Source organism: Pseudomonas sp. B7, assembly GCF_016735645.1.
GTDB classification, from domain to species: Bacteria; Pseudomonadota; Gammaproteobacteria; order Pseudomonadales; family Pseudomonadaceae; genus Aquipseudomonas; species Aquipseudomonas glycinae.
Genome location: NZ_JAERRE010000014.1, coordinates 88,808 through 103,813 on the forward strand (window position 1 = coordinate 88,808; position 15,006 = coordinate 103,813).

Below are 15,006 nucleotides of genomic sequence, written 5' to 3' on the forward strand. Positions count from 1 at the left end.
ATAGATCGCGCCCGGGGCTTTTGATGTGATGACGGGAAACCGACAAAAGCCAGGAGTTGCGCATGAACAAGCTGACGACTGCCGCGGGCGCGCCCGTGGTTGATAACAACAACGTACAGACCGCCGGCCCCAGAGGCCCGATGCTGTTGCAGGACGTATGGTTGCTGGAAAAACTGGCGCACTTCGATCGGGAAGTCATCCCCGAGCGGCGCATGCACGCCAAGGGTTCCGGCGCGTTCGGCACCTTCACCGTGACCCACGACATCACCCGTTTCACCAAGGCCAGGCTGTTTTCCAGCGTGGGCAAGACCACCGATGTGTTCGTCCGGTTTTCGACCGTGGCCGGGGAGCGTGGCGCGGCGGATGCCGAGCGTGACATCCGTGGATTCGCCATCAAGTTCTATACCGAGCAAGGCAACTGGGACTTGGTGGGCAACAACACGCCGGTGTTCTTTCTGCGCGATCCGTTGAAATTCCCCGACCTCAACCATGCGGTCAAACGCGACCCACGCACCAACATGCGCAGCGCCCGCAACAATTGGGATTTCTGGACGTTGCTGCCGGAAGCGCTGCACCAGGTCACGATTGTCATGAGCGATCGTGGCCTGCCGCGCACCTACCGCCACATGCACGGTTTCGGCAGCCACACCTTCAGTTTCATCAGCCCGGCGAACGAACGTTTCTGGGTGAAGTTCACCTGGAAGACTCAACAAGGCATCGAAAACCTGACCGACCAACAGGCCGCGACCCTGATCGGCGATGACCGCGAAAGCGCCCAGCGCGACCTGTACAACGCCATCGAGGAAGGTCACTTCCCGCAATGGAAGCTCTACGTGCAAGTGATGCCGGAGCTGGATGCCGAGACTTACCCGATCAACCCGTTCGACCTGACCAAGGTCTGGCCCCACGCGGATTACCCGCTGATCGAAGTTGGTGTGCTCGAACTCAACCGTAATCCGGACAACTACTTCGCCGACGTCGAACAGGCGGCCTTCAACCCGGCCAACGTGGTGCCCGGCATCAGTTTCTCACCGGACAAAATGCTCCAGGCGCGCCTGTTCTCCTATGGCGATGCCCAGCGCTATCGCGTCGGCGTCAACCATCATCAGATCCCCGTGAATGCCCCACGCTGCCCGGTCAACAGTTATCACCGGGACGGCCAGATGCGCACCGATGCGAACGCGGGCAGCACAATCGGGTACGAGCCCAACAGCTATGGCCAGTGGGCCGAGCAACCGGATTTCAGCGAGCCACCGCTGGCCCTGAAAGGCAGCGCCGGGCACTGGAATCACCGTGAGGACGACGATTACTTCTCGCAACCGGGCGCGCTGTTCCGGGCCATGTCCACCGCCCAGCAACAGGTCTTGTTCGAGAACACCGCGCGCTCGATCCATGGCGCCAGTGCCCAGACCCGGCAACGCCACATCGATAACTGCACTCGTGCCGATCCGGCGTACGGTGCGGGTGTTGCACAGGCCATCGAAGCACTGGGCTGATCCGCAATGACTTGAGCAGGGCAAGCAGGATTGATCCTGTTTGCCCTGCTGCCGTTGTCAGTCCTCTACGATGCTTTTCGCTTCAAGAAACGCCTCCAGCCCGGACACGCCAAATTCCCTGCCGATCCCCGACTGTTTGACCCCGCCAAACGGCGCGAGCAGCTCCGGTGCGATCCGGTTGATCAACACCGAACCGGCCTCCAGGCGCGCAGCGATGCGTCGGCCACGTTCGACCTCGCGGGTAAACACATAGGCCTGCAAACCGTAGACGCTGGCATTGGCCAGGCGGATGGCGTCTTCCTCGTCGTCGTAGGCGATGATCGACAGCACCGGGCCGAAAATCTCTTCCCGGGCGATGTCCATGTCGTTGCTGACGTCGGCAAACACCGTGGGCTTCACGAAATAGCCTTTGCTCAGTCCGTGAGGCCTGCCCTCCCCGCCGACGATCAATCGCGCGCCCTGCTCCAGACCGCGCCGGATAAAACCCTGCACGCGATCAAACTGGGCCTGGTTGACCAACGGGCCGATGGCGGTAGCCGGGTCCCGGGGATCGCCGACCACTGTCGCGTCGACCAGGGTTTTCACCCGTTCGATCACCTGCGGCAAGCACCCGCGCGGTACCAACAGCCGCGTGCCGGCGACGCAGGCCTGACCGTTGTTCATGAACGCGGCATTCAGGGCCATGGGAATGGCCGTTTCGAGATCCGCGTCGTCGAGCACGATGGATGCCGACTTGCCGGTGAGCGAAAGACTCACCCGCTTCATGGTCTCGATGCCGGCGCGGGCGATGAGTTTTCCGGTGGCAGTGGAGCCGGTGAACGAGATCTTCGCGATGTGCGGGCTGGTGCTGATCTCGTCGCCCACATCGCTCCCACGGCCCAGGACAATATTGATCACCCCGTTGGGCAGTTCCGCTCGGTGCAAGGCGAGCGCAAGCACCTGAGTCTGCAACGGACTGAGTTCACTCGGTTTGATGACCGAGGCACAACCGCCGGCAATCGCCGCCGCCAGTTTGCTGCACACCGTACCGGCGGTGCTGTTCCAGGGCGCGAACAACGCCGACACTCCGACCGGTTCCATGACCACCGTTGCACGGCCCACAGGCCGGACCAACTGGTGGTTCTCCAACACCTGCGCTGTATTGGCAAAGGACTGCGAAGCGTACTGGCTGACCCATTGCGCACGGGCCAACGGTGCGCCGTATTCGTCGATGGCGGTGTCGCGTATTTCTTCGGTGCTCTCCAGCACCGCCGCCTGCAGGCGCCTGAGCATGTCGATGCGCTCGGCTTTCGAGGTGCGGCCCATCGTGACTTGCGCACGCTGGGCGGCGGCGATGGCTTGCCTGGCATCCTCGCGATTGGCCAGGGTGACCGTTCCGATGACGGATTCCGTCGCCGGGTTGATGCATTCGATCGTTTCACGGCCCTGAACGGGCACGAACGCGCCATCGATGTAGCTGTGACGGATAGTCCACATGGCGATATTCCCAAGGTGTTGAAACAGCAACGCCCGGAAAATCCGGGCGTTGATCAGGGCGACGGTTCAGTCGGGCAATGATTCGCGGCTGAAAGCTTGGACCTCCTGGACCAGACCACGAGCGGCCATTTCCACCAGTTGCCGACCCTTTTCCGGCGAAGCCTGGGCCGGGTCCGAGCCCATGCGGCCGTCTGGGTGACGGGCGCGGAAATCCGCCGCTTCACGGATCGGCCCCCAGTTGGCGATCTGCGGCGAGTAGTCCGCCGACTTGATGGAATCGGGGTACGCCCACTGGGTCACGGCGATTTCCGAAGGGGTCGCGTGAATGCCGTGGCCGGTCGGGAACTGCTCACGCGCCAGCTCGTTGACCCCTTCCAGATCCCACCAGTTGCACAGCTTCAGGGCGAACCCGGCCTTGCGTCGGGCAAAACTCGCTTCGGCGTACAGCTCCGAAAACGCCGCTTCGATTGACGCGATGTTGCCGCCGTGGCCATTGAGAAAAAAGATCTTTTCAAAGCCGTGGGCGGCCAGCGAACGGGTCCAGTCGGCGATGGCGGCGATGAACGTCGAGGGCCTGAGCGAGATGGTGCCGGGGAAACCGAGGTGATGCTGCGCCATGCCGATGTTGAAGGTCGGGGCGATCAGGATGTCGGCGCTTTTCTGCGCTTCATGGGCGATGATTTCCGGGCACATCCAGTCGGTGCCCAGCAGGCCGGTCGGCCCGTGCTGTTCGTTGGAACCGATCGGGATGACGATGGTGCGGCTGCGTTCGAGAAATTGCGCTATTTCGGACCAGGTCGATAGGTATAAAAGCATCAGGATTCTCACTCTTCGAAGGTTCCTCGCGGAACGCGGGTGGGTGTTCAGTGCACCTGCAACAGCAGCGTCATTGATACCACCCGCCTCCCTTCGACGACAGAATACAAAGGTATCGGAATCGCCTGAACGCCCTAGTCGCGGACGAGAAATTCACGAGGCGATTCGCCCATCACCCGTCTGAACATGGCACTGAAGGCACTCTGGCTGGCGTAACCCAGATCCCGGGCAATCACCCCGACGGATTGCCCCTGGTCGAGCCGGTCGATGGCGGTCGCCAGCCGCACCTGTTGCAGCCAGTGGCGGAAATTCAGGCCGGTTTCATTGACGAACAGGCGAATCAGCGTTCGCGAACTGGCGCCGACCCGGTCTGCCCAATAGCCGATTGAATGGTCTTGTCCGGGGTCCTGCAGAATCGCCTCGCACACCGTGACCAGTCGCCGGTCGACCGGCCACGGCACTTCGATCGGCAACGTCCGGGCCGCCTGCAACTCACTGAGTATCAGCGCCACGATGTGTGCGTTGCGGCCTTCCTGCGGGTATTCGATCGGCTGCTCGGCCAAGGCCAGAATCAACTCGCGCAGCAGTCCGGGGATCTCCAGTACTTTGCAGTGATCGCCCAGCCCTGCGCAGACCTGCGGCTCGATGTAGATCGAGCGCATCTTGACCGCGCTCAGCATCAACTGGTCGTGGATCACCCCGGGTGGAATCCACAGGGCCCGTTTCGGCGGCAGGATCCACAATCCGCGCTCGGTAGCCACCCGCATCACGCCGTTCGAGGCATACAGCAATTGCCCGTGCCGATGCACGTGCGGTTCGTTGTACTCGCCGGTCGCCTGATCGCGCACCAGCACGGTCATTACGCGCGGCACGTCCTGATAGTCGGGATAACGTTCGCTGCGCGGTGCGGACTCACGCTGGGCGATGACCTTGCGCACCTCTCGTTTCATCGGCTGGAGTCTCCTGAAAACAGACCTTGATCGTGTTAAAGCGGCAATTGTCACTTTGGCGACAAACCCTGGCATTTGCCATGGCCGGCCCATTGTTAGCCTTGCGCTCATGGTTCATCAATGAGGCTTTTCCCATGGCAATCACCCGCAATCTCTCCGGCCACCAACAGAGCGTCACGGCGGTGATCGGCCTGCTGATCCTGTCCATCGCCCTGCGCCCGCCGATCATTTCGGTGGGGCCGATTTTGCTGTTGATCCAGCAGCACTTCCAGTTGAGCTATACCCAGGCCGCGCTGCTGACCTCGATTCCCGACGTGTGCATGGGTGTGTTCGCGCTGGTGGTTCCGAGCCTGGCCAGGCGCTTCGGGATCGATCGCAGTGTGGTGGTCGCCCTGACGTTGCTGGGGGCCTCGACCTTGTTGCGGGCGATCTCGCCGAATGCATTCTTCCTGCTCGGCAGTACGTTCTTCGCCAGCATCGGCATTGCGGTTGCCGGCGCGATGACCGGCGCCTGGATCAAGACCCACTTTGCTCAGCGACCAGCGCTGTTCATGGGCATCTACGCCGGCGGCTTGAGTCTGGGCGCGACTCTGGCGGCAGTGCTCAGCGCGCCGATTGCCGAGCTGGCGCAGGACTGGCGGGTCAGCGCCGGGTTCTGGAGCGTGCTGTGCCTCACCGCCATCGCCAGTTGGGTGTGGATGGCACGCCGTTTTGCGACACCGGCGCCTGTAGTGAAATCGTCGTCGAGTCCGAGCAAACGCCTGCCCTGGAGCAATCCGCAGGCATGGCTGATCGCGTTGAATTTCGGGGCCGGGCAATTCGTGGTCTATGCCCTCTTCGCCTGGATGGCGCCCGCCTCGGTGGAAGCGGCCACGTCGAGTGTTTCCCCGGGCGTCCTGCTGGGCATTTTTACCGCGGTGTTCGCCGTGGCCAGCGTGGGTGCGGGGCTGATTCCGGGCAAGGCCCACGACCGGCGCGGTCTGCTCGGGTTGTCGGCGTTGCTGGCCCTGCTCGGGGTGGGCGGCATGGCGTTTCTGCCGGCTTACTGGCCGATGCTCTACGTGGTACTTGCGGCCATCGGTCTGGGCATGGGCTTCACCGTGGCCATGACCTTGCCGCTGGATCACGCCAGCACCAGCGAACAGGCCGGGTTGTGGACGGTGTTCATGTTGTTCATCGGTTACCTGATCGCCGCGCTCGGGCCGCTGCTGTTCGGCGCCTTGCGCGAATACGCCGGACACTATGGCCCGGCGTACACCTTGCTGTTCGCGGTACTGCTGTTGATGCTCGGCATCACCCCTCTGCTCAGACTGGCACCGGCAACATCTCCGCAGGTGTCCGTTGCCTGAGCGGGGGATGACAACCCTGCGACGCGCCGTAGCACGTCGCAGGGTTTCAGTTGGCCGCAGCGGCTTTTTCAATCAGCCGCGCCACGGGTGCCGGGTTCGACACCATCACCACGTGAGAGCCGCCCTTGACCACCTCGACCGCCTTGGCATCTGCACGCTTGGCCATGAACGCCATCGCCTGTGGCGGGATGTTCTTGTCCTTGTCACCGTAGATGTACCACGACGGAATGTGCTTCCAGGCCGGCGTTCCGGCCTGCTCGTTCAGCGCCGCTTCGGTGACCGGACGTTGAGTAGCCGCCATCAGCGCCGCTTGTGCAGCCGGGACGTCGGCGGCGAATTGATCGTGGAACTTGCTCTGCTGGATGTACAGGTCCTTGCCGCCGTCGGCCAGCGCAACCGGTGGCGCCAGCGTTGGTCCGAGGGTGCTGCCGGGAAACTTGCCGGCCAGCCCGGCAACGGTTTCACCGGCCTCGGGGGCAAAGGCGCTGACGTAGACCAGCGCTTTGACATTGGCATGGTCGTTGGCCGCCTCGCTGATGACGTTGCCGCCATAGGAGTGACCGACCAGCACCACCGGCGACTGGATGCTGCTCAGCAACGCCGATACCGCTGCGCCATCGCTCTTGACGCCGCGCAACGGGTTGGCGGCGGCGATCACCGTGTAGCCATCCTTCTCGAGAATCTTCGCCACGCCGTTCCAGCTCGACGCGTCGGCAAACGCGCCGTGCACCAGCACCACCGTGGGTTTGGCGGTTTGGGCGAAGGCATTGGCGCCCAGGCACAGGCCCGCAGCGATGCTCAGTGCAATCAGTGTTTTTTTCATCTGGATGTTCCTCGTATGACGGATTCAGGGAGCGTATCGAGTGAAGACAAAATCGTGGTTCTGCACCCGCGCCTGATGGCAGGCAAAGCAGGTCTGGTGCTGGGCTTCATCGGCAGGTTTGCCGTTGATGAACCGGCCGAATCCCCAGCCACCGGTCGAGGCGTATTTGCGCGAGTCCTTGACCATCACCTGAACGGTGGTGGCCGCCCCCGGAATCGAGGCCGGCTCGAATTCCGGCGACTGCACGTGTTTCCACGCCAGCTTCACCAGCACCGTGCCGTCGGGAAACGGCAGCGTCTTGCTCTGGTAAGCCTTGATCGCCCGGTCATTGCCCAGCACCGCGCGCAGTTCATCCAGCGGCGCGGCTTCCTGGGCCGGGGCAATCAGCGCCCACTGGCGATAGTTTTTCGGCAGTTTCACGCCGTAGATCGGCGAGGCATCGCCGTCATCGGCCTCGCCCAACGCGACACCGGTGGCCGCCAGTGCCGCGAGCGCGATGGCCGCTGGCAACACGGCCCAATGGTTGAATTTCATGGTCGGATCCCCTTCGGCCGGCAATCAGAGATGATCGGCATCGATCACCGCCTGAGCGAACGCCTGCGGCGCTTCCTGCGGCAGGTTGTGGCCGATGCCGCCGCTGATCAGCCGGTACTCGTACTTGCCGGTAAAGCGTTTGGCGTAGGCCTCGGCCGGTGGGTGCGGCGCACCGTTGGCGTCGCCCTCCAGAGTGATGGTCGGTACGCCGATGGAAGGGAACGTCGCCAGTTTTTTCTCCAGCGGATCGTATTGCGCTTCCCCTTTGATCAGTCCCAGGCGCCAGCGGTAGTTGAAGATCGACACGGCGACGTGATCCGGGTTCTGCAACGCGGCGGCGCTGCGCTCGTAGGTCGCGTCGTCGAAGTTCCACTTCGGCGAGGCCAGTTGCCAGATCAGTTTGGCGAAGTCGTGGGTGTTCTTTTCGTAGCCCAGACGGCCACGCTCGGTCGCAAAGTAGAACTGATACCACCACTGCAACTCCGCCGCCGGCGGCAGCGGCGCCTTGCCCGCTTCCTGGCTGCCGATCAGGTAACCGCTCACCGCCACCAGCGCTTTCACCCGTTCGGGCCAGAGCGCCGCGACGATGTCGGCGGTGCGCGCGCCCCAGTCGTAGCCACCGAGTACTGCCTGCTTGATTTTCAGGGCGTCCATGAAGTCGATCAGATCCTTCGCCAGCGCCGCCGGCTGACCGTTGCGCACGGTTTTGGCAGACAGGAAACGCGTGTCGCCATAGCCGCGCGCGTAAGGAATCAGCACTCGATAGCCCTTCTGCGCCAGCGCCGGCGCCACATCGGTGTAGCTGTGAATATCGTAGGGCCAGCCGTGCAGCAGGATGACCACCGGGCCGTCGGCCGGACCCACTTCGGCGTAGGACACGTCCAGCAGTCCGGCCTTGACGTGTTTCAGCGCGCCGAACGAAACATGGGTGCCGGCGGTAATGGCGTCGATCTTGCCAGCGGGCACGTCGGCGGCGCTGGCGTAAGCCGAGGCGATGCCCAGCGCAAGCGCCAGGATCGAACCGGCGAGCACGCGCCGGGATGGGGTTACAGCGTTAGAGTCAGTCATGCCGAGTCTCCCTCGTGAACCGCCGGGCGGCGGTTCCGGGCTTGGGGTTAAAGGGCTGTGGGTTAAAGGGCTTGCGGATTGCAGGTCTAGCGGGCTGCCTGCGCAGCGGTTTTCTGCGCCGCCGCACGCAATGGCCGGAAGGCTTCGCGCAGTTCTTCGCTGAACAGTTGCGGTTGCTCCCATGCCGCGAAGTGCCCGCCCTTGCTGACTTCGCTGAAGTAAGCCAGCGACGGATAGGCGCGCTGCGACCAGACTTTCGGCGCGCGGTAGATTTCGTGGGGGAACACGGTGATCGCCACCGGCACCTTGATGTCGGCAGTCTTCTGCGCGGCGGCGCTGAAGTTATTGTTGTTGTTCTCCCAGTAGAAACGGGAGGACGACGCCCCGCTGTCGGTCAGCCAGTACAGGCTGATGTCATCGAGCATTTCATCGCGGCTCAGGACCTTCTCGGGCTGACCGTCGCTGTCGGTCCACGCGGCAAATTTTTCGTACATCCAGGCTGCCGTGCCGGCGGGCGAGTCAGCCAGCAGATAACCGATGGTTTGCGGACGGGTCACCATCATTGCGCCATAGGCGGCGTTACGACCGAAGAACTGGCTGAGCGATTTGAAGGCCGTCACCTCCGGTGCAGTCAGCCCTGCCGGTGCCGGGTCGCCGCTGTTGATCGGCTTGACCAGTTCCGGCGGCACGGTGGCCGGCATGTTCAGGTGGATACCCAGCAAACCGGGCGGCGCCAGGCGACCCAGTGCATCGGATATCACCGATCCATGATCGCCGCCCTGGGACACGTAATGGCTGTAACCCAGGCGTGTCATCAACACATCCCAGGCCTTCGCGACCCGGTCAGGGCCCCAGCCGAGCTCGGTCGGTTTGCCGGAAAAACCATGGCCGGGAATCGACGGGATCACCACGTCGAACGAGTCCTCGACCTTGCCGCCGTACGCCACGGGATCGGTCAGCGGGCCGATGGTCTTGAGGAATTCGAACTGCGAACCCGGCCAGCCATGAGTAAGGATCAGCGGCATGGCGTTGGGATTGCGCGAACGCACGTGGATGAACTGGATGTCGACGCCGTCGATAGTGGTCACGAACTCCGGCAACGCGTTGAGCTTCGCTTCGGCCTTGCGCCAGTCGTAGCCGTCGCCCCAATACTTCACCAACGCCTGGACCTGCGCCAGTTGCACTCCCTGGGACACGTCGCCGACCGTTTCCTTGTCCGGCCAGCGGGTGTCGGCGATGCGTTTGCGCAGGTCGCTCAGCTTCGCTTCGTCCACATGGATGGTGTACGGGCGAATGGCTTGCGACGGATCCGCGGCCCAGACCCCGCTGCTGCCAGCGAGTACGGCAAGGCCGAGCACGCCGACCCTGATGGATGACGCCAGGCAATGGCGCCAGGTAAGACCGGACGAAAGCGCAACCATGATGGATCTCCTTGTAGTCATTATTCGAAAGGCATCGCCAATCGGATCAGACCACTGCGCTGGCACCGGGGGGATTACACGATGGTGTCGGTCGATACCTTGGTATGACGCGCTGGCCCGGCGCGCAAAATCGCGCTCGAACTCAGCAGCGGTTAACGGGCAGAATGCGGCGGGGAAAAGACCCATTTGAATCACAGAGCGGAACAAGGATTGCGAATGCGTGGGGAAACAGCGCTCGAACGCCTGAGCGGCACGCCATCGACCACTTCGCCGTGGTGGGTGATCGGGCTGTGCATGCTGTTCAACGTGATCGACGGGCTTGATGTGATGGCCATGGCCTTCACCGCCAGCCGGGTTGCGGCGGAGTGGGCGTTGAGCGGCGCGCAACTGGGCCTGTTGCTGAGCGCAAGTCTGGTCGGGATGGCGCTTGGTTCGCTGCTGGCCGCGCCCAGGGCCGACCGCTTCGGGCGCAGGCCTTTGCTGCTTGGCGGTCTGCTGCTCAGCGGCCTGAGCATGTTGCTGTCGTTCTGGAGCCCGGATCACCACGTATTGATGCTTCTGCGATTGCTGACCGGCATCGGCACCGGGGCGGTGCTGGTGGGGGCGAATGTGCTGACGTTCGAACACGCCAGCCCGCTACGGCGCAATCTGGCCATCGCATTGCAATCCCTCGCCTTTGCCATGGGCGCCAGTCTGGGCGGTGTGCTGGCGCATGTACTGAATGAATCCGTTGGCTGGCGGTATGTCTTTCTTGCCGGAGGTTGCATCACGCTGGCGGCCGCGCTTGCCGGCGTCTTTTGGCTGCGAGAGTCGCCGTCATTTCTGGCACTCGAACGCCGCACGCCAATCGCTACAGCGTCGCCTGACAACCCCAGCCGACCGCTTTTGCCCGGTCAGTGGCAACAGACCACATCGCTGGCACTGGCACTCTTTCTGTTGATGTTCTGCTTTTACTTCGTCATGAGCTGGACCCCGAGCCTGCTGGTCCACAACGGCTTTACTGATCGGCAAGGCGCACGTATCGGGGTGCTGTTGGCTTCTGGAGGTATGCTCGGCGCGCTGCTGCTGGGGCTGGCAGCCAATCGTTTCGGCTGCCGGCGATTGTTGTCGGGTTTTCTGCTGCTCAACGCCGCCCTGCTGCCCCTGATGGTGCCGGCCTCTCACGTACCCGGTGTGGCTGCGCTCGTGGCGGTTACGCTCGGCCTGATGCTCAACGGTGCAGTCGCCGCCCTGTATGTCCTGGCTCCTCAAGCGTTCTGCACCTCGGTTCGTACGACCGGTGTCGGCGTGGTGCTGGGGATGGGGCGTCTGGGGGCGATCATTTCGCCGCTGGTCGCCGGTTTTCTGCTGGATGCCGGATGGACCGCACAACACCTGTTCACGTTTTTCGCCGGTAGCCAGGTGTTGGCGGCCCTGCTGATCTGGCGTGGCACTAAGGGACGATGATCAGCTTGCCCGTCGTGTTGCGCGACTCGATATCAATATGGGCCTGTTGTGCTTCGTCCAGCGAATAACGCTTGCCGATGAAGGTTTTCAGTTTGCCGGTGCTGACCCACGCGAACAGTTGCCGGGATTTTTCCAGCAGCACCTCGCGATCGCGCACGTAGTGCATGACCGAGGGATACGTCAGCTTGATGCTGCGCGGCATGCTGAAGATATCGATCGGCGGTGTCGGATTCATGAACGGTCCGTACAAGGCCAGGGTGCCGAAGTAGTCCAACATCTCCAGCGAGTCGGCGAAACCTTCCGCGCCCGTGCCGTCGTACACCACATTCACCCGCTGCCCCTCGGTCAGGCGCATGACCTGTCCGGCAATGTTTTGCGCTCGCCCGATCACGACATAGTCAGCCCCGGCCGCGAGCACCGCCTCCACTTTGTCGGCATGGGACACCCGGCCAATGACTTTGCCGCCCCGCAGTTTGATCATCTGAGTCAGCATCAGCCCCACGCCCCCCGCCGCGGCGTGCACGAAGGCCACGTCACCCGGCTGGATCGCATGCACCTTGTCCACCAGATTGCTGGCAGTCAGGCCCTGCATCATCAGGCTGGCAGCGGTGCTGAAGTCGATATCGTCCGGCAACGGCACCAACTGGCTGACCGGGGCGATCACCTGTTCGGCGTAGCTGCCCGGTACGTAATGCCAGGCCACGCGGGCACCGACCGCGAATTCCGTCACCTGCGGGCCGCTGGCCAGAACCACGCCGGCGCCTTCTGCACCCAGTGTCAAAGGCAGCTCCCACGCGGCACCGAGCCCGCGTCGGGCACCGGTGTCCATGAAATTGATACCTGCCGCCATGACCTTGACCACGACCTGTCCGGGCCCCGGTTCTGCCAGTTGAATGTCGTGTACCGTCAACACTTCAGGCCCGCCAAAGGCCTGGATGACTACTGCTTTCATGATGTTTTGCCCTGTCATCGGGACGACCGGTCCTGCTGCCTTTCAGGTCGCAGGAGCGCGGACGTCACGTTGCTTTCACTCAACGTCGAAGGACGTTGAAACCGGGGCCTAGGCTGCGCGGTGGATGTATCCACGCGGTTTCGCCAACCGGGCGCTTTGCATGCTTGTATGGCTGGAGAAGCCGTAGATACAGTGGCTTACAAATGCGCCACTGCGATGTCCGTCGCAGTGCGCGATGGCAGCAGATATTCGCTACGGGCGACACCAAAGTATGATGGGCGAGTGCCATCCGAAGGCGCATCTTTGTTCAACGGTGACTGCACACAATGAGAATCGATATGACGAACGAGCAGGAGCGCGTCATCGAGGACGGCCCAGACCGCGGCAGTGACGCGACCATGCCAGCGCCGGGGGTCGACTCGATCATCGACAGCATCCCGGCCATGGTCGCCTTCATGACGCCGTCCGGTGAACTGGAACAGGTCAACCGGCAAATCATGGATTACATCGGCGCCCCGCTCCATGAACTGAAAAAATGGCAGGCCGGCGAAACCGTGCACCCGGACGACCTGCCCTCGGTCATCGCCGCGTGGATGCATTCAGTCAGCACCGGCACTCCCTACGAAATCGAACATCGCATCCGTCGCGCCGACGGTGTCTATCGCTGGTTCCATGTGCGCGGCCTGCCGATCAGAAACAGCGAAGGCACCATCACACGCTGGTGCGTGCTGCAGGTCGATATCGATGAGCGCCGGCGGGACAAGGCCTTGATCGCCAGTGCCCTGGCCGAAGTCAGCGCGTCGGAAGAACGTCTGCGCGGGATCATCGACGCCGTTCCCGGTTTTGTCTGGAGCGCCTCGCCGGAAGGCAACGTCGGCTTCGTCAATCAGCGCTGGTGCGACTACACCGGCATGTCCGTCGAACAAGCTTGCGGTGACGGCTGGACGGCGTCCATCCACCCGGACGACGCCCCCGGACTGGGCGGCTATTGGCAAGCGCTTCTGCAATCGGGCAGCGCCGGTGAGTACGAGGCTCGACTGAAACGTTTCGATGGCATCTACCGCTGGTTTCTGATCCGTGCCGTACCCCAGCGCGATGACACGGGGCGCGTCGTGCGCTGGTATGGCGAGAACACGGATATCGAGGACCGCAAACGGGCGGAAGTCTTTCTGGCCAAGGCCCAACGCCTGAGCGCCACCGGTACGTTTTCCTGGCGGGTGAGCACCGACGAGATCACCTGGTCGGACGAGGTCTACCGCATCCTTGAACTGGACCCGGACACCCCGCCCGGCTTCGAGGCGATCTATCGCCGCGTGCACCCGGACGACATCTCCAGCCATCGGGAGATGATCAAGCGCCAGCGCCGCAAGGGGCGTGATTTCGAACACGAACACCGGCTGCTGATGCCCGACGGCACGGTGAAATACGTGCGGCTGGTGGCGCACTCGATCGCCCATGCGCCGGACGGTTTCGAATACATCGCCGCCCTGCAGGACATTACCCAGCGCCGGCTCGCCGAAGAGGTCTTGAGCAAGGCGCGCTCGGAACTGACGCACCTGGCCAGGGTCGCCAGCCTCGGCGCGGTCACGGCGTCGATTGCCCACGAGGTCAATCAACCGCTGGCCGGCATCATCACCAACGCCAGCACCTGCCTGCGCATGCTTGGTGCGGACCCGCCGAATGTCGAAGGCGCCAGGGAAACCGCACGCCGGACCATTCGCGACGGCAATCGCGCGGCAGACGTGATCAATCGACTGCGGGCGCTGTTCTCGAAGAAAAGCATCACGATCGAGGACGTCAATCTGAATGACGCGGCACGGGAAGTCATCGCCATGCTGCTGGGCGAACTGCAACGCAACGGCGTGGTGCTGCATCCGCAATTTGCCGAAGCCCTGCCGCTGGTCAGAGGCGACCGGGTCCAGCTGCAGCAGGTGATCCTCAACCTGATCATGAATGCCGCCGAGGCCATGAGCGCGATCCACGGCCGGCCCCGGCAATTGATCGTCAGCACCGGTCTGGGCTCGGACGAGAACGTTTACCTGGCGGTGAAGGACAGCGGCAACGGCGTCGATCCGCAGGACATCGAGCGCATTTTCAATGCCTTCTACACCACCAAAAGCTCGGGCATGGGCGTCGGTCTGTCCATCAGTCGCTCAATCATCGAGCGCCACGACGGGAAGCTGTGGGCCAGCGCCAACGACGGCCCGGGAGCGACGTTTACCTTTGCCATCCCGCATTCGACAGACTTGCCGCAAACCGATAACCGCGACCTCGCCGATCGCACCGTGGAGAATGATTGATGGGTACGCCTTTGCTCGTATCGGTGGTCGATGACGACGAATCGGTTCGTGAATCACTGCCTGACCTGATCAAGGAATTCGGCTTTGCCGTCCAGGCATTTGCCTCGGCGCAGGCGTTTCTGGCATCGCCCTATCTGGACCTGACCCATTGCCTGATTCTCGACGTGGCCATGCCCGGCATGTCCGGCCCGGATCTGCAACGCGAGCTGCTGCGCCGTGGCTATCGCATTCCGGTGATTTTCATCACTGCTCACAGCGACGCCAGCGAACAGGCGAAGCTGCTGAACAGTGGCGCCGTAGAGTGCCTGTTCAAACCGTTCAGCGAAGCCCAATTGCTCAAGGCCCTGAGCGCCGCCCTGCCCCTCGATTGAGCGT

General features: G+C 63.0%; 13 protein-coding genes. 5 read left to right on the forward strand and 8 right to left on the reverse strand.

Translation table 11 applies throughout. The features are described 5' to 3' along the window. Positions 1-62 precede the first annotated feature (62 nt). Positions 63-1,496, forward strand: a complete 1,434-nt coding sequence (locus tag JKA62_RS26320) for a catalase (RefSeq protein WP_011333689.1) — start codon at positions 63-65, stop codon at positions 1,494-1,496. A gap of 57 nt (positions 1,497-1,553) precedes the next feature. Here JKA62_RS26320 and JKA62_RS26325 read toward each other — a convergent pair whose 3' ends face one another. The 3 genes from JKA62_RS26325 to JKA62_RS26335 form a co-directional block, all read right to left on the reverse strand. Next, on the reverse strand, positions 1,554-2,972 hold the full coding sequence (locus JKA62_RS26325; protein WP_011333688.1) for an aldehyde dehydrogenase family protein: 1,419 nt from the start codon (positions 2,970-2,972) through the stop codon (positions 1,554-1,556). 66 nt (positions 2,973-3,038) lie between these two features. Then, positions 3,039-3,788, reverse strand: coding sequence for a creatininase family protein (locus JKA62_RS26330; protein ID WP_011333687.1), 750 nt, complete (start codon positions 3,786-3,788; stop codon positions 3,039-3,041). Between the two features lie 134 nt (positions 3,789-3,922). Next, positions 3,923-4,738: an AraC family transcriptional regulator gene (locus tag JKA62_RS26335; protein WP_011333686.1), complete on the reverse strand. Its 816-nt coding sequence runs from the start codon at positions 4,736-4,738 to the stop codon at positions 3,923-3,925. A 134-nt stretch (positions 4,739-4,872) separates the two neighbouring features. Here JKA62_RS26335 and JKA62_RS26340 point away from each other — a divergent pair, with 134 nt between their 5' ends. After that, on the forward strand, positions 4,873-6,087 hold the full coding sequence (locus JKA62_RS26340) for an MFS transporter (RefSeq protein WP_011333685.1): 1,215 nt from the start codon (positions 4,873-4,875) through the stop codon (positions 6,085-6,087). Between the two features lie 46 nt (positions 6,088-6,133). Here the strand turns inward: JKA62_RS26340 and JKA62_RS26345 are convergent, their stop codons facing one another. The 4 genes from JKA62_RS26345 to JKA62_RS26360 form a co-directional block, all read right to left on the reverse strand. Then, entirely contained in the window at positions 6,134-6,910 is a 777-nt protein-coding gene (locus JKA62_RS26345) for an alpha/beta fold hydrolase (protein ID WP_011333684.1), read from the reverse strand. Between the two features lie 24 nt (positions 6,911-6,934). Then, the gene (locus tag JKA62_RS26350) at positions 6,935-7,444 is read right to left on the reverse strand and encodes a cytochrome P460 family protein (protein ID WP_011333683.1); all 510 of its coding nucleotides are present in this window, start codon (positions 7,442-7,444) and stop codon (positions 6,935-6,937) included. 24 nt (positions 7,445-7,468) lie between these two features. Then, positions 7,469-8,512, reverse strand: a complete 1,044-nt coding sequence (locus JKA62_RS26355; protein ID WP_201820204.1) for an alpha/beta fold hydrolase — start codon at positions 8,510-8,512, stop codon at positions 7,469-7,471. A gap of 86 nt (positions 8,513-8,598) precedes the next feature. Beyond that, entirely contained in the window at positions 8,599-9,933 is a 1,335-nt protein-coding gene (locus JKA62_RS26360; protein ID WP_201820207.1) for an epoxide hydrolase family protein, read from the reverse strand. Positions 9,934-10,149: 216 nt separating this feature from the next. Between JKA62_RS26360 and JKA62_RS26365 the strand changes: the two genes are divergently transcribed. Continuing rightward, positions 10,150-11,379 carry an MFS transporter gene (locus JKA62_RS26365; RefSeq protein ID WP_011333680.1) on the forward strand — a complete coding sequence of 410 codons (1,230 nt, stop codon included), beginning with the start codon at positions 10,150-10,152 and terminating at the stop codon, positions 11,377-11,379. Here the strand turns inward: JKA62_RS26365 and JKA62_RS26370 are convergent. After that, complete coding sequence (locus JKA62_RS26370) at positions 11,366-12,331, reverse strand: quinone oxidoreductase family protein (RefSeq protein ID WP_041475531.1); 966 nt, start codon at positions 12,329-12,331, stop codon at positions 11,366-11,368. The genes JKA62_RS26365 and JKA62_RS26370 overlap by 14 nt on opposite strands. A gap of 338 nt (positions 12,332-12,669) precedes the next feature. Between JKA62_RS26370 and JKA62_RS26375 the strand changes: the two genes are divergently transcribed. Continuing rightward, complete coding sequence (locus JKA62_RS26375) at positions 12,670-14,631, forward strand: PAS domain-containing sensor histidine kinase (protein WP_236676672.1); 1,962 nt, start codon at positions 12,670-12,672, stop codon at positions 14,629-14,631. Further along, positions 14,631-15,002, forward strand: coding sequence for a response regulator (locus JKA62_RS26380; protein ID WP_011333677.1), 372 nt, complete (start codon positions 14,631-14,633; stop codon positions 15,000-15,002). Before JKA62_RS26375 ends, JKA62_RS26380 begins: the two co-directional genes overlap by 1 nt. Positions 15,003-15,006: the final 4 nt, after the last annotated feature.